Source organism: Mongoliitalea daihaiensis, assembly GCF_021596945.1.
Lineage (GTDB): Bacteria > Bacteroidota > Bacteroidia > Cytophagales > Cyclobacteriaceae > Mongoliitalea > Mongoliitalea daihaiensis.
In genome coordinates this window covers 4,442,820-4,466,996 of sequence record NZ_CP063779.1, presented here as the reverse complement: position 1 = coordinate 4,466,996, position 24,177 = coordinate 4,442,820, and the positions used below count along the sequence as shown (strand labels likewise).

Annotated in this window: 17 protein-coding genes; 11 read left to right on the top strand and 6 right to left on the bottom strand. The window is 39.3% G+C overall.

The genetic code is table 11. From position 1 onward, the window contains the following. The first annotated feature begins 90 nt into the window (after positions 1-90). The 4 genes from IPZ59_RS18855 to IPZ59_RS18840 all read left to right on the top strand — a co-directional run bounded on the left by IPZ59_RS18855 (position 91) and on the right by IPZ59_RS18840 (position 8,223). A complete protein-coding gene (locus IPZ59_RS18855) occupies positions 91-1,383 on the top strand; it encodes a TIGR00366 family protein (protein WP_236137590.1) in 1,293 nt (430 codons plus the stop codon). Between the two features lie 113 nt (positions 1,384-1,496). Further along, positions 1,497-3,758, top strand: coding sequence for an aconitate hydratase (locus IPZ59_RS18850; protein ID WP_236137589.1), 2,262 nt, complete (start codon positions 1,497-1,499; stop codon positions 3,756-3,758). A gap of 109 nt (positions 3,759-3,867) precedes the next feature. Further along, positions 3,868-5,073 carry a porin gene (locus IPZ59_RS18845; RefSeq protein ID WP_236137588.1) on the top strand — a complete coding sequence of 402 codons (1,206 nt, stop codon included), beginning with the start codon at positions 3,868-3,870 and terminating at the stop codon, positions 5,071-5,073. 120 nt (positions 5,074-5,193) lie between these two features. After that, positions 5,194-8,223 (top strand): PAS domain-containing hybrid sensor histidine kinase/response regulator, encoded by a 3,030-nt coding sequence (locus IPZ59_RS18840; protein ID WP_236137587.1) that lies wholly within the window; start codon positions 5,194-5,196, stop codon positions 8,221-8,223. On the opposite strand, the gene IPZ59_RS18835 is transcribed toward IPZ59_RS18840, so the two are convergent. Together IPZ59_RS18835 and IPZ59_RS18830 are read right to left on the bottom strand one after the other, a co-directional pair. Next, positions 8,218-9,150 (bottom strand): tetratricopeptide repeat protein, encoded by a 933-nt coding sequence (locus tag IPZ59_RS18835; RefSeq protein ID WP_236137586.1) that lies wholly within the window; start codon positions 9,148-9,150, stop codon positions 8,218-8,220. The two genes, IPZ59_RS18840 and IPZ59_RS18835, sit on opposite strands and share 6 nt — an antisense overlap. Continuing rightward, positions 9,147-10,226 carry an AI-2E family transporter gene (locus IPZ59_RS18830; protein WP_236137585.1) on the bottom strand — a complete coding sequence of 360 codons (1,080 nt, stop codon included), beginning with the start codon at positions 10,224-10,226 and terminating at the stop codon, positions 9,147-9,149. Before IPZ59_RS18830 ends, IPZ59_RS18835 begins: the two co-directional genes overlap by 4 nt. 111 nt (positions 10,227-10,337) lie before the next feature. Here IPZ59_RS18830 and IPZ59_RS18825 point away from each other — a divergent pair, with 111 nt between their 5' ends. Together IPZ59_RS18825 and IPZ59_RS18820 are read left to right on the top strand one after the other, a co-directional pair. Then, the gene (locus tag IPZ59_RS18825) at positions 10,338-11,330 is read left to right on the top strand and encodes a cation diffusion facilitator family transporter (protein WP_236137584.1); all 993 of its coding nucleotides are present in this window, start codon (positions 10,338-10,340) and stop codon (positions 11,328-11,330) included. Positions 11,331-11,700: 370 nt separating this feature from the next. After that, on the top strand, positions 11,701-13,149 hold the full coding sequence (locus IPZ59_RS18820; RefSeq protein ID WP_236137583.1) for an amidohydrolase: 1,449 nt from the start codon (positions 11,701-11,703) through the stop codon (positions 13,147-13,149). A gap of 54 nt (positions 13,150-13,203) precedes the next feature. Here IPZ59_RS18820 and IPZ59_RS18815 read toward each other — a convergent pair whose 3' ends face one another. The 3 genes from IPZ59_RS18815 to IPZ59_RS18805 form a co-directional block, all read right to left on the bottom strand. Then, positions 13,204-15,231, bottom strand: coding sequence for a M3 family metallopeptidase (locus tag IPZ59_RS18815; RefSeq protein WP_236137582.1), 2,028 nt, complete (start codon positions 15,229-15,231; stop codon positions 13,204-13,206). Between the two features lie 124 nt (positions 15,232-15,355). Then, complete coding sequence (locus IPZ59_RS18810; RefSeq protein ID WP_236137581.1) at positions 15,356-17,227, bottom strand: CocE/NonD family hydrolase; 1,872 nt, start codon at positions 17,225-17,227, stop codon at positions 15,356-15,358. A gap of 84 nt (positions 17,228-17,311) precedes the next feature. Then, on the bottom strand, positions 17,312-17,953 hold the full coding sequence (locus tag IPZ59_RS18805) for a sulfate ABC transporter permease (RefSeq protein WP_236137580.1): 642 nt from the start codon (positions 17,951-17,953) through the stop codon (positions 17,312-17,314). Positions 17,954-18,035: 82 nt separating this feature from the next. Between IPZ59_RS18805 and IPZ59_RS18800 the strand changes: the two genes are divergently transcribed. The 5 genes from IPZ59_RS18800 (at position 18,036) to IPZ59_RS18780 (ending at position 23,414) form a co-directional block, all read left to right on the top strand. Beyond that, positions 18,036-19,229: a tetratricopeptide repeat protein gene (locus tag IPZ59_RS18800; RefSeq protein ID WP_236137579.1), complete on the top strand. Its 1,194-nt coding sequence runs from the start codon at positions 18,036-18,038 to the stop codon at positions 19,227-19,229. Between the two features lie 210 nt (positions 19,230-19,439). Further along, positions 19,440-19,922 (top strand): Lrp/AsnC family transcriptional regulator, encoded by a 483-nt coding sequence (locus IPZ59_RS18795; protein WP_236137578.1) that lies wholly within the window; start codon positions 19,440-19,442, stop codon positions 19,920-19,922. A 58-nt stretch (positions 19,923-19,980) separates the two neighbouring features. Beyond that, positions 19,981-20,520 carry an NUDIX domain-containing protein gene (locus IPZ59_RS18790; RefSeq protein ID WP_236137577.1) on the top strand — a complete coding sequence of 180 codons (540 nt, stop codon included), beginning with the start codon at positions 19,981-19,983 and terminating at the stop codon, positions 20,518-20,520. Positions 20,521-20,537: 17 nt separating this feature from the next. Beyond that, positions 20,538-21,899: an MATE family efflux transporter gene (locus IPZ59_RS18785; protein WP_236137576.1), complete on the top strand. Its 1,362-nt coding sequence runs from the start codon at positions 20,538-20,540 to the stop codon at positions 21,897-21,899. 159 nt (positions 21,900-22,058) lie between these two features. Beyond that, positions 22,059-23,414 carry a M24 family metallopeptidase gene (locus IPZ59_RS18780; protein ID WP_236137575.1) on the top strand — a complete coding sequence of 452 codons (1,356 nt, stop codon included), beginning with the start codon at positions 22,059-22,061 and terminating at the stop codon, positions 23,412-23,414. A 15-nt stretch (positions 23,415-23,429) separates the two neighbouring features. Here the strand turns inward: IPZ59_RS18780 and IPZ59_RS18775 are convergent, their stop codons facing one another. Further along, complete coding sequence (locus tag IPZ59_RS18775; protein WP_236137574.1) at positions 23,430-24,176, bottom strand: lysoplasmalogenase; 747 nt, start codon at positions 24,174-24,176, stop codon at positions 23,430-23,432. Position 24,177: the final 1 nt, after the last annotated feature.

The window sequence follows — 24,177 nt, the reverse complement described above, 5'->3', positions numbered from 1 at the left end:
ATAAAGACTAGATTGTTCGAAAATACGAAATTTTGGCTGGTTCAGACTAAAGATGTTTGTTAAATTCATAATTTTTTTAGAAAATTCAGGATGTTAAAAGCTTCCAGAATTCCCGGGACATTTGATATCGCTTTGCTTCTGACGCTTGCGGTAATCGCAGCAGCGTGGATTTTTACGATTCCAGAGAACCAATCTACTTGGATATACGGAGGTGAGGTCCTGAAATATTGGAAAAAAGGGTTTTGGGAACTATTAGAGTTTACAATGCAAATGGTGTTAATACTTGTTTTAGGCCATGCGCTTGCACTGACTAAGCCAATAGGATCACTTTTGGATATACTTATCAAAAATGTTTCCTCAAACACCTCAGCTGTACTCACAACTGGATTTACCGCCATGGTGGCAGGGTATTTTAATTGGGGTTTTGGATTGATTATTGGAGCAGTGTTGGCCGTCAAAATAGCTAGGAAATGTCATGAATCTTCGGTTCCAATCAATTATCCACTGGTAGGAGCTTCAGCCTACTTAGGCATGATGGTTTGGCACGGAGGTCTATCTGGTTCAGCTCCCTTGAAGGTTGCAGAGTCTAATCACTTTTTAGTGGATATAGTTGGGACAATCCCCGTTTCCCTAACGATTTTTTCGCCCTTCAATATGATAGCCAATGGGATATTGCTCTTGGTAATGTTGGTAGTTTTATACGGGCTTTCTAAACGCAAATTTTCTAAGACCTTTAAAGTGCCTGATATCAAGACGCAAAACACGTATGATACAGATAAAAAAGGGTTATTGTTAGGGCTGGTTATGGTGGTTTTAGCCGTAGTAGATCTATTTTATTCCGTAGAAAGTGGTTCAGCAAACATTGATCTTAACTATATTAATTTTTTGCTTTTTGGATTAGGGTTGGTGTTTTATCAGAGTTTAAAAGGGTTTGTTGCTGGGGTGGGAGTGGCTATCCAAGGTGCGGTAGATATCATCCTTCAGTTTCCATTATATGCGGGGATTTTGGGGATTATGAAGTATTCAGGACTCCTAGAGCAGCTATCTCTTGGCCTTATTCACTTGGGAGGAGCAAATCTTTTTCCACTTCTCACATTTTTAAGTGCCGCCCTATTCAATTTATTTATACCATCGGGAGGAGGTCAATGGGCCATTCAAGGGCCGATCATCATGCAAGCGATACAAGATCTTGCGTTGGATCCGGCAGATATGGTCATGGTATTTGCTTTTGGTGATCAGGTAAGTAACATGCTTCAGCCTTTTTGGGCTCTTCCCTTACTTTCTCTCACAGGCTTGCCAGTCAAAGAGCTATTTAAGTATACGAGTTTATTCTTTGTTTGCGGTTTTTTAGTGTTCGGCCTATGTATTTGGTTTGGACTTTGACGAGTCTATATAAATTAGCAGGCTTCTAGTCAATTGTCTTCCGATTTTGCCCTAATTTTCTATCTTTGCAAACGATTAGATAAATAACCTTTTAACATAAATAACATTTCCTGATGGCGTTTGATATAGAAATGATCAAAGCGGTGTACGAGAAGTTTCCTTCCCGTATCGAGACCGCACGCAAAGTAGTGGGTAGACCATTAACTTTGACGGAAAAAATATTATACGCGCACCTCTCTGAAGGTGCCGCATCTCAAAGTTATGAAAGAGGGGTTTCTTACGTGGATTTCCAGCCGGATAGAGTTGCCATGCAAGATGCTACTGCACAAATGGCCCTTTTGCAGTTTATGCAAGCAGGTAGAAGCCAAGTTGCAGTCCCTTCTACCGTGCACTGTGATCACCTGATTCAGGCTGAGATTGGTGCAACTGCCGATTTGAATAAAGCAAAAGATAAGAATAAAGAAGTATATGACTTTTTAGCTTCCGTGTCTAATAAATATGGCATTGGTTTTTGGAAGCCAGGAGCTGGTATCATTCACCAAGTAGTTTTAGAAAATTATGCCTTCCCCGGAGGTATGATGATTGGTACTGATTCTCACACTCCAAATGCTGGTGGTTTGGGAATGATCGCTATCGGTGTTGGTGGAGCTGATGCATGTGATGTAATGGCTGGGTTACCTTGGGAGCTGAAGTTTCCGAAACTGATAGGTGTTCGCTTGACGGGTAGATTGTCAGGTTGGAGTTCTGCTAAAGACGTGATTTTAAAAGTAGCAGGCATTCTTACTGTAAAAGGGGGTACTGGTGCAGTAGTTGAATATTTTGGGGATGGAGCACGTTCTCTTTCAGCAACAGGAAAAGGTACTATCTGTAACATGGGTGCTGAAATCGGTGCCACTACTTCTATTTTTGGTTATGATGAAAAATCGGAAGCCTACTTGAGAGGTACAGATAGAAACGATATAGCTGATCTTGCAAATGCGGTAAAAGAGCATTTGACTGGTGATGACGAGGTATATGCGAATCCTGAGAAGTATTTTGATCAGGTAATTGACATCAATCTTTCTGAATTGGAACCACATATCAACGGTCCTTTCACTCCGGACTTGGCTTGGCCATTATCCAAATTTGCTGCTGCTGTAAGAGAAAATGGTTGGCCTGCTAAATTAGAAGTAGGATTGATTGGATCTTGTACCAACTCATCTTATGAGGATATTTCAAGAGCAGCATCTTTGGCTCAGCAGGCAGTAGATAAAAAATTGATTGCAAAATCAGAGTTTACCATTACTCCAGGTTCTGAGCAGGTTCGATTTACTGTCGAAAGAGATGGGTTTTTGGATACATTCGGAAATATGGGAGGCGTTGTATTGGCAAATGCTTGTGGTCCTTGTATTGGTCAGTGGGCCAGACATGGTGCTGATAAGCAAGAGAAAAACTCGATCATTACTTCCTTCAACAGAAACTTTGCAAAAAGAGCTGATGGTAATCCAAATACCCACGCATTTGTAGCTTCTCCAGAGATTGTTACAGCCTTAGCTATTGCAGGTGATCTGACTTTCAATCCTGCTACGGATACCTTGATCAATGAGGAAGGAAAACAAGTGAAATTGGACGAGCCAGCAGGGTTGGAAATGCCAACACTTGGTTTTGCAGTTGAAGATGCAGGCTACTTAGCACCTGCTGAAGACGGTTCTTCTGTGGATGTATTAGTAGATCCTAAATCTGATAGACTTCAGCTCTTAGCACCTTTCAAAGCATGGGAAGGTACGGATTTGACAGGCTTGAAGTTGCTGATCAAAGCAAAAGGTAAGTGTACTACGGATCATATTTCAATGGCAGGTCCATGGTTGAGATTTAGAGGTCATTTGGATAATATCTCTAATAACATGTTGATTGGTGCGGTCAATGCTTACAATGGCGAGACCAATAAGGTTAAAAATCAATTGACGGGATCTTACGGTGAAGTGCCCGCAGTACAGCGACATTACAAAGCAGAAGGTATTGGTTCTATTGTAGTTGGTGATGAGAATTACGGCGAAGGTTCTTCTCGAGAGCATGCAGCTATGGAACCAAGGTTCTTGGGTGTTCGTGCTATTTTGGTGAAATCCTTTGCCCGTATCCATGAGACTAATCTTAAAAAGCAAGGTATGTTAGCATTGACTTTTGATAATCCTGCTGATTATGACTTGATTCAGGAAGATGACTCCATCGATATCTTAGGTCTAACTGAGTTTGCTCCTGGTAAGTCACTTACTGTAAAGCTTACCCATGCAGATGGCTCTTCTCATGAGATTAAGGTGAATCACACGTACAATAAAGGACAAATTGGATGGTTTAAAGCAGGTTCTGCTTTGAATTTGATCAAGGCAGGGGTGTAAGAAGCCTTGTCGAAAAAAATAAAAAGACCAGTCATTTGCTGACTGGTCTTTTTTTTGGACATTTAGGCATTATCAAGGCTCTGTTTACGTAAAATTTGTTAGTGGTTGCATGATTTATCGCTGGATTTCAGTACTTTCTGTCTGTTTTTTAATTCTTGGTTCATTGCAAGTAGTTGCTCAATCCGTTGAATCGGATGAACGGGCGTTACTAGATGTAAACGATGGCATAAGTTTTTCCAAAGATTCTTTATTTCTCATGAATCTAAGGTTTAGAATGCAGAATCGGGCGGGGTTCAATACCTTAGGCGGAGATAATTTTGAAGTCAATGACTTTGAAATGAGGGTAAGGCGCCTTCGTCTTCGGTTAGACGGATATGTATTGAATCCAAGATTTCAGTATTACATCCAATTAGCATTTTCTCGCGCTGATTTGGACCTAGAATCAGCTTTCATTGCACAGCCACTCAGAGATGCTATTTTGTATTACGTGGTAAATGAAAAATTTTATATAGGGTTTGGTCAATCTAAATTGCCAGGGAACAGGCAGCGGGTAATCAGTTCAGGTAATTTACAGTTTGCAGATCGCTCTATTGCCAACGGTATTTTTACATTGGATAGGGATTTTGGGTTTTTCGGATATTATACAGAGACATTTCGTAATCAGTCCATATTACAATTGAAAACAGCAATTACTTCTGGAGATGGGAGAAATGCAGTTGCAGTGAATAATGGATTAGCTTACACCGGGCGAATAGAGTATTTGCCTTTGGGGAGTTTTACGAATAAAGGGGATTATTCGGAAGGGGATTTAGAGTTTGAGCCAAAGCCAAAGTTATCCTTAGCCATGACTTATTCTATGAATCAAAAAGCAGTTCGGACAGGTGGACAATTGGGACCTCAACTTTTCGAGGAAAGAGATATGAATACCCTGATTATTGATGGGGTATACAAACACCTTGGTTGGGCTTTAAGTGGGGAGTACCTCAAGCGAACAGCCGTAAATCCAGTCACAGAAAATGAATCTGGTGAAATACGGTATATTGTAGTTGGTGATGGAGTCAACCTTCAAATCAGTAAAATGCTCAGCAGAAAATCAGAAATGGCGCTTCGCTATTCGAATGTAATTCCGGCAGAGAGTATACAAGCAATTCAAGAAAGGATCGACACAGCCCTTCTTGGATACTCATATTACGTGAACGGTCATAGAATAAAAATTCAGGCAAATATTGGATATAAATGGCTTGAGGGCTTGTCGAAGTTTCAAAATACTGGAAATTCGTGGACAGGTATGTTCCAAGTAGAGTTTGGAATCTGAAATTTTAAAAGCAAAAAATTTGTTGTAAAAAACAAAAAAGTGTATGTTTAACGCCTGATACAGTACTTGTATTTAATTACCCGATTCAATAGATTTACATTTATATATTTAGCAACTTTCATGAAAGAAAGAGGTATCAACAATACGTTTAAAAAAATTATTTTTGAATCAACAGAAATGGTCTTTTTGGCCGATGATACCTATCCGTATAATATATTTTACAACAATCAAATATTCGAAGATCTTGTCGGGCAATTTCTAGACGAAAGAAGTCTAGTAGGGTTAGGTTTAGATATCAATAGTTATTTATTCAATGAAGAGTTAATTCTTCGCTTTATGGGCGTTGATTATACGTTCAATTTGGAGTTGCCGCAGGAAAATGGTTCTAATTACTTCCTTTTTTATAAGGGAAAAGAGATGAGGGGGCAGGGCTTACCTACCAAAAAGGAGGCTCATTATTTTTTTAGAAACTCGGTAGATCTAATTGCGATTGGGCAAGAAAACTATTTGACTTGGGTTAGTAACTCGGTTAAATCGATCTTAGGATATCCCGCTGATGAAGTAATTAACATTGAGTTGTGTGAATTTTTCCATAAAGATGATGTTGAGTACGTCAAGTCTTTGGTGTTTGATGTAAAAGATGAACGTAAAAATACTCAGTTTACTGCCCGTTTACTCAACTCAGTTGGTGAGTACCGATGGATGGAATTTAACATTCACTTCATTGTAGGTAAATTCTATGCAGTCGGACATGATGTGACTGATAATAAAAAACAATTAGCTGAAAAGGAGAATAAGAATAAACTCTTCAAATCTGGTGAAAAATTAGCTTCTATTGCTTTTTGGGAGCAATATCTAACAGACAAAAAATGGACTGTTACTCCGGAGTTTTTTAGTTTGATGCAAATCCCTGATACAGTCGAACTAAGTTTTGATCGGCTTGTTAATGCGGCAGTTTCACATTTTCGGCCAGTATTGCAAGACTCTTTTGCTAAGTTAGTAAATGAGGGGATAGGATTTGAATTTGAATTTCAGCTTCTTTTAGATCAACCTCAACCCCTATGGATTCGAATGATAGGTCAATCCATACAAGTAGAGGGCAGAACGGTAAAAGTTTTTGGAAGTATTCAGGATATTTCAGCCTCTAAAAATCAATTAGAAGAGGTTTCTTTGTTTAAAAGTCTCTTGGAAGCTAGTCCAGATTTTTTATTAATTTCCGATTTGACGGGACAAATTATTTTTGCAAATCAGCGCGTCCAAAATCTTTTGAGTCTTAAGAACACAAAAAAATATCAGATTTGGGATATAGAAAAAGTTTTTGAAAATCCTGAAATATGGGAGGGACATCTTAATCAAATTGCCATTGATGGCCCGAAGAGTTATACGGGCTTTTACTTATTGCCTTCAGGAAAAAAAATGGAATTGGATATTCATTCTTCAATTGTCCATGTGAAAGGTAAAAATTACTTGATTGCCCAAGCGAGAGATATATCCGATAAGGTGATTCTCACAAAAAATTCTGGACAGTCGGTGGAGGTGCTCAAACATTTGACGGAACAAATCCCAGGTGCTTTGTATCAGTTTACAGTGGATACAGAAGGAGAAATGAAGTTTAATTATATTTCTGCAGGCATAAAAGATTTACTTGAAATCGGGGATGATGATTTTTCGGAATTCAATGATGTAGGCAATATAATTTCTTTGGTATACCCCGAAGATTTGCCTAAAGTCTTGACGAGTACTGTCACATCCGCGAGAAAACTATCCCCTTGGACTTGTAAGTTTCGGGTGAAAACCAGCAGAAATACTTCATATAAGTGGGTTTTAGGAAGTGCGAAACCATTTCAACTAGAATCAGGCGATGTTGTTTGGTATGGTTATTTAAATGATGTGACGTCTCAGATGAGTTTTGAAGATCATTTGCAAAAAGCTAAGGAAGATGCACTAAAGGCTAGTAAAGTTAAGTCTGAGTTTTTGTCAATTGTAAGTCACGAACTGAGAACACCATTGAATGCGATTTCCGGATCTGTTTATTCATTGATGCAGGATGAACATACTCAAGGTCAGGCTTCTGCATTTCAGACGATCAACTTTGCTGTGGATAGCTTGATGTCTATGATCAATGATTTATTGGATTTCCAAAAAATAGAAGTTGGGAAGCTAACCTTGGAAAAAACCACGGTTAACCTAAGTGAATTATTGGCTCAGATTGTCAGTAGTCTTGAGCATCATGCTAAAGAAACTCAAAATCAACTTAGTTGGACCGCTGATTTTGATGTCAATGTAGATGTGAGAACCGATAAAGTGAGACTAACCCAAGTACTCAATAATCTACTCACCAATGCTTTAAAATTTACTGATAAGGGTCAGGTTGAGGTGAATTTATCTTTAAAAGACAATACGAAGGATAAGATTAAAGTTTATTTTGAGGTTAAGGATACAGGTATTGGTATCGCAAAAGAGAATATTGCAAGATTATTTAGTGAATACGATCAAATTCAACAGTCCTATAGTAAAAAGTATGGGGGGACAGGTTTGGGGCTTTCCATCACCAAAAAAATATTAAACCTCATGGGTTCTGATGTTGGAGTCATATCCGAGCTTGGCGTTGGTTCTTCCTTCTTTTTTGAATTAGAGTTTGAGAGAGTATACAAAGAACCAGCCTTGAAGGAGGCTCCAACGGTAGAGAGACCGAAAGTAAATGGAAATGCAAGTCCAGAAGAAGTGATAGTTTCTCCTCCTGCCAATGTTATTTCTAATATAAAAAAGCCCGTGGATGTCAATCAGATCAAGTTGTTGATGGCAGAAGACAATGATGTGAATGCATTGGTTTTGGGAAAAATTCTCAAAAAGTGGGGGATGAGTTACAAGCGCGTCAACAACGGTAAAGAAGCTGTCGAGGCAGTTAAAAACGAGTTGTTTGACTGTGTTTTAATGGATATTCAGATGCCAATCATGAATGGATTTGATGCTACACAAAAAATAAAAGAGTTCTCATCTGTCCCTGTATTGGCCTTGTCAGCAGCAGATAAGTTGGAGTATTTGGATAAAATGGAAGAAATAGGCTTTGAGGGATATGTGTCAAAGCCTATCGATGCGTCAGAACTTTTGAAAAAGATCAAAGAGGTTTTGATGATCTCTCATCTATAATCGCTCGGTAAGTTTAAAATATTTTTCCACGAGCTCCATATCAGGTGTCCTTTCATAGAGTTCGCGTAAATATTGTAGGGCCAACTCTTTTTCACCTTTATAGTAATAATATATCCCTTTATTTCTGAGGGCGTATGTGTTTCTCGGATCTTGTTTGATGCTCTGATTGATATCTTTTAGGCTTCCTTCCAAATCACCTAAGTAGAGCTTAAATAGCCCCCTGTTATTGTAGAAGTAAGGGTTCCTAGGATCTAGTTCCAGCGCTTGTTCGACTAGGCTCAAAGCTTCTTCAAAGGCATCTCTCTCGAATGCTACCATAGCTTGAAGGTTGTATATATTTGCTTCTTTGGAATTTATTGCGAGTGCTTGTTGAAGTAAATTTTCTGCTTCTTCGAATTTTTTAATGTAGTAAAGAATGGTTGCTTTATTAGTTAATAAATCTACATTCTGAGGTTCCAACCTAAGACCTCTGTCAAATGCTACAAGGGCGTCTTCGTTTTGCTTTAATCTTTCAGCAACTAATCCTGCCAAAAAAAAGCTCTTCCACTCTTCAGGATAAGTACTTGTGAGTGTTTTAGCATCATTTTGGGCTTTATAGAACTCGCCGTTGTCAATGTAAGCCAGTCCTCGCTGAAACAAAACTTCAAAATCATTTGTATTACCTTGAAGCACAAGGCTATAATCCTGAATAGCTTGATCGAGTTGATTGAGACGTTGATACATCAAGCCTCTGTTGTAGAGAGCATCACGGAATTCGGGATCCATAGCCAATGCTTCCGTGTAGAATTTAATGGCTCCTGTCAAGTCATTATCTTTTACTTTTTCATTGCCTTTTAATAAGAATCTACCCTTTTTACTTTCCTCATTGTCACAGGAAGCTAAAGTGCCAAGTGCGAAAATTAAAAGGATAATGAATTGCTTCTTCATGTTGTATCTTCTGATTTTTTTGTTTCTTCTTCTCCTAACAGAAAAGCATATGGTTTTGTGCTATCTGTAAGCTCAAATATTTTTCTTAAAATAGCCATTGTGGGAATTATAATAATCATACCCGCTATTCCCCAAATAGATGCTCCTACCAATAAACCCAAAAACGTGACAAATGCATTCAGGTTCACATTGCTACCCACAATTTTAGGGGTAAGGAAATTACTTTCAATCAATTGAATCAACTGAAAGCATGCTACTACAGCAATTGGATAAAAGAGTCCGTCTTTTGTTAAAAAAGCAAAGACAGTGGGTAAAACAGCACCCATTAATGGACCCAGGTAGGGGATGATATTCAAAATTGCCGCAAATACTGCAAAGAAGATGGCATGTTTGATTCCCAAACTAAACAAGGCTATGCTATTTAGGACTGCTAAAATGAACATGACTTTTAACACGCCCACTATGTAGTTTTGAATAAGTTTGCGCAATTCTTTAATTTCTGTCTTTACCTTTTCGGAATTCTGATTGCTCAAAAGTTTCACAAAAAATTCTGTCAAGTGCCCCCTGTATAACAAAAAGAAGAAAATAAAAATAGGAAGTAATATAAAACTGGATAGGGAGCCGATTGTACCTAAGATTACTTGGGCTATAGTCGATCCATTAGATTCAATGAGATCAATCAGGTATGCTTGATCAATCCCTTCACCTAGTCCAGTTTCAATATTGAATCTTTCGAAAATGAAGGAATCAAATGATTGAAGATATGCATTTAATTTTTCACCTACATTTTCAAGATCCTTTCGGAAACTTACTACTTGAAGAACAGAAAATCCTAGTATTAATAAGATTGTAATTAACCCACTCAATACGGTCAGAATAGTACTGTTTGTACGTCCAAGACCCCATTTTTCAAATTGTTCACCCAATGGGGTTAGGATGATAGAAAATAGCCCAGCTAAAAACAAAGGGATGAATATGTTTTTCCCAATAATTAAGATGAACACGATGCAAATGATTAACAAAAGTATCACTAGACTTTTCAAAGAAGCGGGGAATGACTCTGTAGGTTTTGCCATCGTTTTTTTTACAAATTACTAAATCAATTCCTGAACTTCCTGCAAATTCAATAGAATAGTTTGGGCGCCATAAAAAAAATGGTTCTATTTGTACCTCTTAAAATAAGCAAAGTGGAAGCTACACGTTCTCGTTGGGTAAAAATTTCTTTAGTTGTCAGCATAGTTTTGTTAGCAATTAAATTTTATGCCTACTTGATTACAAGCTCTACAGCTATTCTAACCGATGCGTTAGAAAGCATTGTAAATGTAGTTGCGGCTGGTTTTGCGTCTTACTCTATTTATTTAAGTTCTCGACCAAGAGATGATAATCATCCCTATGGTCATGGGAAAATTGAATTTTTTAGTGCTGGACTGGAAGGAGCGCTCATTATTATAGCTGGTTTGTTTATTATCTACCAATCTATTTATAATATTTTTTTCCCTCAAGAAATAGAAAATCTATTAGAAGGTATGGTGTTGATTGCCGTATGTGGTGTTGCAAACGGTGTTTTGGGATGGATATTGAAAAAGAAAGGAGAAGAAACGAATAGTATTACGCTAGCTGCTAATGGGAAGCATTTGTTGACAGACACGTTGACATCCTTGCTTTTGGTACTAGGCGTAAGTATTTTATATATTACCGGTATCCAAGTGCTGGATTCAATCATTGCAATTGGTTTTTCAATTTATATCGTGTATTCAGGGTATGGATTGGTTAGGAAGTCAGTGGCTGGCCTGATGGATGAGGCAGATCCAGAGGCATTAGAAGCTACCGTAAAGGTGATTAATCAACATAGAAAAGACACCTGGATAGATGTACACAACATGCGGGTACAGCAATATGGTGGAGATAGGCATATAGATTTGCATTTAACTCTTCCTTATTATTTAGATCTAAAGCAAGTACATGATGAGGTTGAAGAGTTGGAAAATGTGTTAGAATTAGACTGGCCTGGGGTATTAGAAGTTTTTGTTCATGCGGACCCCTGCATCCCTGAAAAATGTTGCCATTATTGTCAGCTCAAAAACTGTCCTGTAAGAAAGTTTGACATAGACAGCAAGATTGAATGGACAGCAATAAATATGTCTAAAAACCAAAAACATTATCACGACTTGGTTAAGTAATCTACTTGTTTATACAGTTTTAGCGAAAGATTTTTTGGAAAATGCTTGACAATAAGCAGATTAGTTTGTATATTCAACAAAAAAACAGCTATGAACGAGGACAGACAATTTAGAATACTGTTGGCGATATCGTCTGCAGTTTGGTTGATTCTTGTTGGGTTTCTCATTGTTATCTAACGGAGTCCCTAAGTGCGCAACTGTTGTTTACAAACAGCTAAAGCTTTTCAAATGGATTATGGATTATAAAAAGAGATATGTAGAAACATATCTTTTTTTTATGAGGAGTGATTTAGCTGTGATTTATTTTTGATACCGAATAATCTTCTGCTATTTTTGGTTTTATACCCAACGAATATTTTACTTGATTCTTATGAAAAAATCTTTACTAAGTATTTGTGCGATGCTCCTGTTAGGAGTAGCTATAGCACAAGAAACCAACCACGATGCCTTTATTGTCAAGACTTTGGATGCTAAAACAGATCAATTCTCCAAAGTAGCACGTGAAATCTGGGAAAATCCCGAATTAGGATACTTAGAGTTCACCAGTTCCAAACTTTTAATTGACGAATTGAAAGCTGCTGGATTTGCCGTTGAAACGGGTGTTGCGGGTATGCCGACTTCTTTTATTGCTACATATGATAAGGGAGGGCCTGTGATAGGCTTTTTAGCAGAGTATGATGCCTTGCCGGGGCTTTCGCAGGATGCAGTGCCTTTTCGTTCGATTTTGGTGGAGGGGGGCAATGGACATGGCTGTGGGCACAATCTCTTTGGGACGGCGGTAGTCGCTTCAGGAGTTGCTTTGAAAGAATGGATCGACGCCAATAACATTCAAGCAACCATCAAAATATTTGGAACACCAGCTGAGGAAGGCGGAGCAGGGAAGGTATATATGGTAAGAGAAGGTTTATTCGATACCGTGGATGCAGTTATTAACTGGCATCCCAGTGATCGAAATGCGGCCAATGCTTCTACTTGCACTGCTGTCATGCAAGGATATTTCAAGTTTTACGGACAGAGCTCGCATGCAGCAGGGGCTCCACAACGCGGGCGATCTGCCTTGGATGGGGTAGAAGCGATGAACATGATGGTAAACATGATGCGGGAACATGTGGACCAAGAAAGCAGAATTCATTATGTCATAACCAATGGAGGTCTGGCAGCTAATGTAGTGCCTGATTATGCAGTTGTAGAATACATGGTTCGCCATCCAGATGTAGTAGAAGTAAAGGATATGTGGCAACGGGTGATTAAAGCTGCTGAAGGTGCAGCCATGGGTACAGAAACTAAAGTAGAAGTAGAAGTAGTTGCTGGAATTTATGGATTATTGCCCAATGAAACCTTGGCTAAAACAATGCATAAAAATCTCTCCATAATTGGCGGAGTGGAATATGACGCCCAAGAGACTGAATTTGCTGAAAAAATCCAAGCAACACTCAATTTGGCGAAAGTGCCACCCTTAACTGTTGCTAAGCAAGTACAGCCTTATCAATTGACCCATTTCCCAGCTTCCACAGATGTAGGGGATGTTAGTTACGTAGTTCCGACGGTAGGTTTAGGAACTGCCACCTGGGTTCCTGGTACAGCTGCCCACACGTGGCAGGCAGTAGCTGCCGATGGGATGAGTATCGGTTATAAAGGAATGATGGTTGCTGCGAAAACAATGGCCCTCACTGGAAAAGATTTAATCTTAAACCCTCTGTTGATCAAAGAAGCTAGAAAGGAATTTGATGAACGCCTAGGAGGCTTGCAATATGAACCATTAATTGGTGATATGGCACCGCCCTTGCATTTTAGAAAAGACCAGAATCTTGTTAAGTAAACATAATAAGACAAAAAAACAAAGGCTGCCTATTGATAGACAGCCTTTGTTGTATCAGACTAACCCAGAACGTTTCAGCAATGCTTCCGGTTTGGGGTCTCTTCCTCGGAATCTTTTGTAGAGGATAGAGGGATGTTCGCTTCCACCTGCAGATAATATGTTTTTCTTGAATGAACTAGCGGTCTCTTTATCAAATACACCTCGCTCTAAAAACAATTCAAAAGCATCAGCGTCCAATACTTCAGCCCACTTGTAGCTATAATAACCCGCAGCATAGCCACCCTGGAAAATATGGGAAAAGGAGGTGCTCATGAGTGTGTTCTCTACCGATGGAAGCAAACTGGTAGCTGCCATTATGTTCTTCTCAAATGTGGTGATATCCTTGATTTGGCTAGGGTCTGTACTATGATACGCCATGTCCAATAAGCCAAAACTAATTTGTCTCAAAGTTTGTGTGCCTTGCTGGAAGTTAGCAGCTGCCTTTATTTTTTTCAGAAGCTCTTCAGGAATAGCCTCACCTGTTTCATAATGCTTGGCAAATAGATCCAAACAGTCTTTTTCATAACACCAGTTTTCGAAAATTTGAGAAGGGAGCTCTACGAAGTCCCAAAATACAGAAGTGCCGGATAGGGACTCATACGTTCCTTCTGCCAACATCCCATGCAAGGCATGACCAAATTCATGAAATAAGGTGGTGACTTCATTGAAAGTAAGCAGGGAAGGCTTGGACTTGGTAGGCTTGGTGAAGTTACAGACAATGGAAACGTGCGGACGCTTATTTGCACCATGGAGTTTACTTTGTCCTCTATAACTCGTCATCCAAGCGCCATTTCGCTTGCCTGCTCTTGGGAAGAAATCGGCATAAAATACCCCCACATGATTTCCCTGAAGGTCCTGGACCTCGTACGTAATTACATCCGGATGGTATTTCGGAATATCTGTATTCTCTTTGAATTGGATGTCAAACAGCTTGGAAGCTGTATGGAATACCCCATCAATGACGTTTTCTAATTTGAAATAGGGGCGTAAAAGCTCATCATCTACAGCATATTTTTCCTTTTTGAGTTTCTCCCCATAATAGGCAGTGTCCCACTTTTCAAGATGACTCAAGCCATCTAGCTTTTCTGCAAAAGCCTGTAATTCGGCCAACTCTTCTATAGCCTTTGGCTTAGATTTGTCAAGAAGATTTCGTAGAAATTCCTGCACATTATCTGCTGATTTAGCCATGCGCTCTTCTAATACAAAATCAGCATACGTTCTATAGCCAAGTAGTTGCGAACGCTGATGTTTGAGTGTAAGCATGCGTTGGATATGCCCCTTATTGTCTAATTCATCCCCCTTGCAACCTTTGGTATTATAGGCAAGGAATAGTTTTTTTCTTAATTCCCGATTTTCGGCGTAGGTCATAAATGGAATGTAGCTTGGGAATGCAAGTGTAAATGCCCATTTTCCTGCATGTCCTTTTTCCTCTGCTGTTTGAGCAGCTGCCTCTTTGATAGCATCGGGTAAACCAGCGAGTTCTTCTTCTTGCTCCACAAGCATCACAAACTTATTGGTCTCTGCCAGTACATTTTCACCAAATTTCAGGCTCAGTTGAGCTAATTCTTGATCAATCGCTCGCAAGTGCTCTTTTCCCGTATCCTTCAGCAAAGCACCGTTCCGAACAAAGCCCTTGTAGGTTTTTTCCAATAGAGTCAACTGCTCGGGAGTAAGATTCAAGTTTGCTCTATTTTTAAAAATTGGTTCAATCTTCTCAAAAAGTTCAGCATCCAATAAAATGTCATTACTATGAGCTGTCAATAGAGGAGAAATTTCTCGTGCCAATGCTTGGATTTCATTATTGGTTTCTGCTGAATTCAGGTTATAGAATATCCCAGCGATAATGCCCAAGCGCTCGCCAGCCTTATCTAAGGCTTCGATGGTATTCGAAAAATCGGGGATACTAATGGCTTTAATGGCATTTATTTCTGATTTGGCCTGTTGGATAGCTTCTTGGATGGCGGGTAGAAAATGCTCGTTTTTTACTAGATGAAAAGGTGCCGTCTCAAATGGCGTGTCAAATTTTTCCAATAATGGGTTCATATAATTCTTATTTTCTCAGTTCAATGATAAAGTTTTTGAAGGGAATGGGCAATAAAAAAGCTACTTCCCTTTTGTTTCTTTGAGTTAACAAAAAGAAAGTAGCGATTTGTTCAGTAGAATAGGTTTATTTCAATAGTTGAACACTGATTTCAGTGGGCTTATCCGAGTGATGATATACACGATGAGTTGCCTTTATGAAGTCTGCGTCATCTGCTTTAAAGATATTTTCAACATATTTCTGAGGATTTCTATCGATTAAAGGAAACCAGGTGCTCTGGATTTGAATTTGTATTTTATGCCCTTTTTTGAAGGTGTGCAATACATCCTGTAATTGTAGAGGAACTTCCGTAATCTGATTTGGGGTAAATGGTTTTGGAGCAGAAAAACTCTCTCGATACCTGCCGCGAATTACCTCCGATCGAACCATCATGTGATAATTGCTTAAATGGGTACCCTGTTGCACATATTCATGGTCCGGGGTATCATGTGGAAATACATCCACTAGCTTGACTATCCAATCTGCATCTGTTTCAGAGGTAGACACTTGGAGCTTAGCAAAAATCTCACCGGCTACAGTGATATCTTCTGTCAATATGTCTGTTTCAAAAACCAGCACGTCTGGTCTTCGGGCAGCAAAACGCTGATCGTCTGCCATGTATTTTCGAGGAGTGAAATTGAATTTGATATCCGGGCTATGGGGTACAGGTTTGGCTGGATCAGAAATGTATTCTGAAAATTCATTTCCTGCTGGCTTTTCGGTAGAAAGTGCTCCACTAGCATGCGGGAAATAAGCGGTTGTTACAGCTTCCCGCGGAGGCCATGTATCGAACTTTTTCCATTCTTTGGTTCCTGTATCGAAGAGGTAGGCTTCTGGTAACCCTGTTTTTCCGTCTCCTGTACCTTTTAAGAAATGATCGAAAAAGACAGCCTCAACTTCATTTTGATACCAAAGATTGATATCATCTCCGAAGTAAATATTAGATACTTTCTGTGCACCGCTTACCCTTGCCCAATCTCCATGGGACCAAGGACCCATCACCAAGGTATTGTAAGCGTTGGGTGTGTTTTTTTCGATTGTTTTGTAGATATTCAATGGACCATACAGATCCTCAGCATCAAACCAACCCCCAACGGTCATGACAGCAGGTTTGGTGTCCTTTAGATGAGGAAGTAAATTTCTTTTTTGCCAAAACTCATTGTAATCAGGATTTTCTTTCAATTCGGTCCAGAAAAAGTTGTCTTCACCGTAGTACTTGTCGGCATTTTTCAAGGAGCCCATGTCCAGAAAAAACTGATAGGCATCTTTGGTGCCGGTATTGACCATTTGGTACCAGGGTTTGTCCGTAGGGCCGTCATGTTGATAACCGAACACAGCTGTAGCTACCCAATAGCTGAGAAAATATGCCCCGTTATGATGGAAATCGTCGAAATAGAAATCTGCTATCGGAGCTTGGGGTGATACTGCTTTCAGAGCAGGGTGTGCAAAGGGAAGTGCAGCGGCTGAATAAAACCCAGGATAGGAAATTCCCCACATACCCACTTTTTGATTGCTATTGGTGAGATTTTTAAGTAGCCATTCGATGGTGTCAAAGGTGTCCGTACTTTCATCTATCTCTTTGCTGTTTTTCTTGCGATCGGGAAGTGTAGGACGCATATTGTCGTACGAGCCTTCGGACATCCATCGTCCCCTCACGTCTTGATAGATAAAAATATAACCCTCTTTCATGAGTTTTTCTGAAGGGCCTAAACTCCTCTTCATAGTATCTTTCCCATAAGGGCCGGAATTGTAGGGTGTTCTACTCATCAGTATGGGGTATTTTTGTGAGGCATCTTTTGGGCTGTATACAACCGTGTGCAACTTTACCCCATCTCGCATAGGAATTTGAAATTCTTGTTTTACGTAATTCTCTTCTACGTAATTAACTTCCTGTGCTAGGGCCGTCCATTGGGAAAAGCCAATAAAGCAGCTAATTAAAAGGAACTTGAATAGTTTCATGAGCATCTATTTGGATAATCGAATCTATCATTAATTGTAGACATTGCCATCATGAAATCTAGGAACGGTCAATTCCTTTGCTAGTTAGCGGTAAGCTAGGATGTAAAACACCAACCACCCCAGAAAAATTAAAATATAAGCAGTACTTACAATGAGGATTCCAGCCTTCCAACCTTTTTTTAAAATTGAGGCAATACCTACTGCAAGACTTAGGATATATACCAATTCAAAAAGGTTCAGCGCTTGAAGGGGATATATGTAGGCTTTGGGGACTTGTGTATAGTCCATCAAGCTTAAGATGGATAAGGGGTAGAAGTCCCGCATTTCAGCTACGGACCAATTTTCGGGGAAAATAATCAATGCTAATAGTTTGAGCAATTCCGGCATGATGAAAATCACTTCGGCCAATAGGACCAAACTCCAAATTCTCCCGAAAGAAATCTTATAGCCCCAAGCAAAAGAGCCCATCCATAACAGGAAAGTTGTCAGCAGAAATTTCCAAAGCAGGGAAAAGGGAGTCCATAAGTAATTCAGCGTATTGAAGATATGGAAATAGGTCAAGCTGCCGTCTTCCTCCAAAGACTCAAATCCAGGAATGTTTTGCAAAATCAAATCATTGGTGATGTAGCGAATTGCCACGTAAAAAATCGTCAATACTAAAAAAAATATCTTCCGATTGAAATCTAATTGGCTTTCTATTCGTTCGAAGAATGATTGGGTATTCATGAGGGGTTTTGAAATTAAATCTTGTTAAAACTAATTTAAAATTTGGAATACCATCTAATTTTGCTTGAAATTTAAAATAAGTATGCGGCACATTGGTGTTTTATTAGTAATTCTTTTGATGGGTGTCTTTCCATATGTGAGTGCTCAAGAAGCTCCGTTGGATGAAGTAGTGCCCAATGAATCGACCTATTTGCTTTTAGATAAGGGGCTGCAATTTAGGATTACTGAAAATGTAAATGCGCTGTACAATTACGATTTTGAGAAAGCTGAAAGAGGGTTTGCCGTAATGCAATTTCAATATCCTGAACATCCTTTGCCGTATTTTTTGCAGGGCTTGGCTACGTGGTGGAAAATCGCTCCTGATATAGAAAATAAAAGACTTGATAATCGATTCCTGAAACAAATGGATGTAGTAATCGATAAGGCCAAGGGTTTGTTAGATAATGATCCGGAAAATAAGGAGGCGGCTTTTTTTCTTGCCGGTGCTTATGGTTTTCAGGGAAGGTTATTATCGGAAAGGAAAAGTTGGACTAAAGCAACATTTGCTGGGAAGAACGCACTTAAATATCTGAACTTAAGTAAAGGAGACGATGAACTCAATCCTGAGTTATTATTAGGTGATGCCTTGTTCAATTATTTTTCTGTATGGATTCCAGAAAACTATCCAATTTTGAAGCCGGTGGTTGCGCTTTTCCCAAAGGGTAACAAAGAATTGGGGTTAAAACAGTTGGAAGATGTTGCCCAAAATGCATTTTATGCTCGAGTAGAGGCTCAGTATTTTTTGTTTCGATTGTATGCATCGGAAGAAAAACAGCCCTACAAAGCGTTGGCTATCACCGATTATCTGCATCAGAAATTTCCTAATAACCCGTATTTCCATCGTTCGTATGCTCGTCATTTATATACCGTTGGTAGAATTACAGAGGCAAAAGAAGAATCCATGGAGATCCTGCAACGCATTGATGATCAGTGGACTGGTTATGAATCAAACAGTGGGAGATATGCGGCCTTTTATATTGCCCAATATTTTGATAGGATTGGAGATAAAGGCAGTGCCAAGAGATATTATCTAAAAACTTTGTCCTATGGGGAAGAGTCCGAAAGCCAAGAAAGTGGGTATTATTTATATGCCTTGATTGCATTAGGGAAGATGGAAAATGAGGCAAAAAATAAAGCCAAAGCAAAAGAATACTTCAATAAAGTCAAGAAATACGCCAAGCGAAAACACCCCGCTCACAAAGAAGCGCGAGAATATATAAAAAAGAATAAACTTTGATTGAAAGTTTACGTATAGAGAGGGATGAATTCAGGAGAATATTTGATAAATGCCGTTCTTTCCACGGATGATTTAGATGTTCTTTTACAAATCAGAAGATTAAACTAACAATATTTTGTTATGGGCGACGTTTTTTATGTTCGTTCATTTTAAAATAATATAAAATTATATTAACTTTGCGCAACATAAAATTTTGAAAAATCTGAAATTATGGATAACAGTGTTCGAGTGAAATTTGACAAAATAGATAGGGCTATCCTTGAAATACTTCAGGCAAATGCCAAAATAACCAACGCCCAACTTTCTAAAGACATCGGACTATCACCAGCTCCTACATTGGAGAGAGTGAAAAAATTGGAGCAATCTGGAATTATCAAAAGTTATCATGCAACCTTAGATCCTGAGAAAATTGGTTTGGGTGTAAGTACTTTTGTACTGGTTTCTTTGATTGGTCACAACAAAGGCAATATTGATGCCTTTATGAAAGAAATTAATGAAATTCAAGAAGTCATCGAGTGTCACCATATTACGGGTACGGGTGATTTTATCTTGAAAATCATTGCAAAAGATATCACAGCTTACCAAAAATTAATGTTGGAAAAAGTTTCTGAGATCAGAGAAGTAGACTCTATGCAGTCCATGGTTATTCTTTCGACCTTCAAGGACTCCAAAGTTTTACCGATTCCTGCATAAGTAAGAATTAACACATTGAAAGGGTGGCTTTGTCCACCCTTTTTTAGTTATCAAAAAAATGAAAAATCCTTGGACAACTCTTTCAAAAAAGTTGATTTATGAGAATCAATGGATATCAGTATCGGAGCATCAAGTGATCAATCCTTCCAGCAAACCGGGTATTTATGGTAAGGTTTCTTTTTTAAATAAAGCCCTAGGGATTATACCGGTTGATGAAGAATTCAATACTTGGTTAGTAGGCCAATATCGGTACACTTTGGATGAATACAGTTGGGAAATTCCCATGGGTGGAGGATTACTGACAGAGAATGTATTGGAAAATGCAAAGCGCGAATTGAAAGAAGAAACCGGGATTACGGCCAACCGATGGACAGAAATTATGCGTATCCATACCTCTAACTCTGTTACAGATGAAGAGGGATTTGTGTTTTTAGCACAGGAATTGTCTATGGGGATTCCTGAATTTGAAGAAACTGAGCAATTGGAAATAAAGAAGTTACCACTTAAGAAAGCATTGCAACAGGTGATGGATGGAGAAATTACCGACGCTATTTCCATCGCCGGCCTGCTAAAAGTCGCCAAACTTTTGGATATTTGAGGCTTCAATGAAAGCATATGTTTGGCGGAAACTTTAAAAACCATTTTCAGAGTACCTTTACTTTAGCCTATCCTGTGATGCTTAGTCAATTAGGACAAGTGTTGGTAGGGGTGGCGGATAGTATGATGGTTGGAAGGCTTGGAGCCGTGCCTTTGGCTGCGGCATCATTGGCCAACAGCATATTTTTTGTGGTACTGATGTTTGGAATTGGAGTATCTATGGCCATTACACCCTTGGTAGCCATGGCAGACGGAAGTAAGCGGTCCAAACGCATTGCTCGGTTATTCAATCATGGTTTTCTGCTCAATATGAGCGTGGGGTTGATGTTATTTTTATTGATTGTACTAGCATCTCCAATGCTTAAGCATCTCAATCAACCGAATGAAGTTGTGGAATTGGCCATTCCTTATTTGGCTATAATTACCCTTTCTTTAATTCCTTTTATGTTTTTTCAAACCTTCAAGCAGTTTGCAGAAGGACTTTCCCAAACCAAGCAGGCGATGTATATTACCATTCTATGTAATGGGATCAATGTATTTTTAAACTGGGTCTTGATTTTTGGAAATCTTGGGTTTCCAGCTATGGGTTTAAACGGGGCTGGAATTGCTACTTTGATCTCTCGTGTTTTGATGGGAGTTGGCATTGCATATTATGTATTTAAATCGAAGCGTTATCACTCATTTAATTTGTCTTTTCGTCTGAGGGGTTTAAGCTTCCCCATGCTTTCTAAGATGTTGAGAATAGGGGTGCCAACAGGATTTCAGTTTATTTTTGAAGTAGGCGCCTTTAGCACTGCTGCCATCATGATGGGGTGGATAGGTGTCAATGCATTGGCAGCCCATCAAATTGCCATTAATCTCGCTTCTGTGAGTTACATGATGGCTTCTGGCTTATCGGCTGCAGCCATGGTGAAAGTAGGAAATCAGCTAGGAAAGCAGGATATCCGAACGCTTCGAGAGGCTGGATTTACGGTATTTGCCATGGTGGCGATGTTTATGAGTATCTCTGCTGTAATCTTTATTGTTGGGAAAAACTTTTTGCCATCTCTTTACATAGATGATGTAGATGTGATCCAATTGAGCGGAAGCTTATTGGTTGTAGCTGCCTTCTTCCAGCTTTCAGATGGTATACAAGTGGTAGGATTAGGAGCATTGAGAGGAATGTCGGATGTGAAAGTTCCGACGATTGTCACTTTGATAGCATACTGGGTAATAGGCTTACCTGTAGGGTATGTGTTGGCCTTTTATGCTGGCTTGAATGAATTGGGTATTTGGTATGGGTTATTGATAGGGCTGACCATCACGGGTATCATGCTATTGTATAGGTTCCATTCCTTGAGTGCAAAATTACTCCGTGGGAAATTGCTAACGACCACTTAAGCGAGGCTAGATTTTTTATTTGCTCAAAATTCCATATTTTAAAACAAAAATTAGCTATCGTTTTAGCTTTTGGAATCAAGTATACGGATACCTTGCTTTTTGAACGAGGTAGATGTGTTGCAAGATTCCATATCACCACCAAAATCGATCTTATCTATTATGAAAAAAATTGGACTAATCTTATTGGCTGCTATTTTTTGGCAGTCTTTTGCAATTGGACAGGAATTGCACGTATTAACACAGCGCGCCCAAGCGGCTGTAATTGATCAATGGCTGGAAGAGCGTATACAAACTGTTTTACCCACTGTTATGGATCGAGCAGGTATTGATATGTGGATCGTGATTTCCCGGGAGTATAACGAAGATCCTGTCATCCGTACATTTTTACCCGCCACTTGGCATGCTGCGCGCAGGCGCACGATGTTGCTGATGTACAAGCCTAAGGGGTCTGATCAGGTAGAAGCGTTGGCAGTAGCCCGTTATGACGTTGGGAAAGCATTTAAAAAAGCTTGGGATCCCGATACCCAACCCGACCAATATGAAAGATTAGCTCAATTGATTGCGGAAAGGAATCCAGAAAAAATCGGGATAAATATGGCCAAGGACTACGGCCACGCTGATGGGATCAATTTAACTGAGTATAATTCGCTGATGCAGTATTTGCCGGAAAATTTAAAATCCCGTGTTGTTTCCGCCCAGAATCTAGCCGTTGGCTGGCTCGAAACAAGGACACCTTCGGAGATGGCTACTTACAGACATATTCAGGCTATTGCTAATCAAATCATCGCAGAAGGACTTTCAGAAAAGGTGATCACACCTGGGGTTACCACCACTGAAGATGTACAATGGTGGTACCGTGAGCGTATCAAGGAGTTAAAATTGGATACTTGGTTTCACCCTACTGTGGATATTCAGCGAGCGGACCCTTCTTCTCAGGAGCATCTTCGTAATTTTGCGGTGAAGCCCGATGCCGAGGTAATCATGCCCGGTGATATGCTGCACATTGATTTTGGAATCACTTATCTTCGATTGAACACAGATACTCAACAATTAGCCTACGTATTGAAACCTGGAGAAGATGAGGTTCCTCAATATTTGAAGGATGCACTTCAGGTGGGAAATCGATTACAGGATATTCTTACTTCTCATTTTAAAACAGGTAGAACAGGGAATGAAATCCTTCGAGAAACACGTAAGCAAATGGACCAAGAGGGTATTAAAGGAAGTATATATTCCCACCCTCTAGGATTTCATGGACATGCTTCAGGTCCGACCATAGGTATGTGGGACAATCAAGGCGATACACCTGGAGCCGGTGATTACCCATTGTATCCCAATACAGTATATGCAATAGAATTGAATGCCGTAGTTTTCTTGAAAGAATGGAATAAAGAATACCGGGTAATGTTGGAGGAAGGTGCCTTCTTTGATGGTGAAAAAGTAGTGTATTTGAATGGAAGACAACGCGAAATTATGCCGATTCCAAGAAAATCAACTCACTTAGGTAATTATTGATGAGGGCCTTGTTTTCTAATTATTATTTTTAATTTTAGTTGAAAAAGCGCCAAAGGATGGTGCTTTTTCTCTTTTTCTCTTATTTTCTAATTGGATAAGTATTCCATTAGTAATTGAAAAATGACCAATTCCATAGGCAAGAATGACCACCATATGTATCTGTGGGTTAGTGTAGAAAAGATCCAAGGCGGATAAAACGTCAGATAAGAAAAAGGCAATGAGTCCGGCCATGACTAGTCCATAGCTGACTTTAGAAACACTAAACCTACGGTTCAAACCTAATAAAAACGTACTCGCACTTATCATCAGGAATATAGTTCCTGCTATCAAGTAATCTCCCAAAAATTCATAGACTTGTGAAAATACAATTCCCATCACCATGAGTACAAGTATCTCAGGTATACGCTTATTGATAGGTATTTTAGAAAACAATTTAAACTTAGCGGATTTCCAAAATAGGATTCCGTAGGCAAGTTGCGCGATCATAAAAGTGCAAATGGCCAACAAAGTGAAAAAACTTTCTTCCGTGGGAATCATCATAAATAGATCTCCCAAAAAAGAGAAAATTAAAGCTACCACCAATTGAGGTAGTAAAGGACTGTCATATTGCTGATATTTTTTTACGATCACATAGATGAGTGTTGGAATCATTAATCCATTACCCAAAAAATATCCGAGAGTAAAACCGTTTCCCACAGAAATTAATGCTACGCAGGTGGAAATCACGTAGACCAATAGAAATGGAGTAGGAATTCTATTCAAT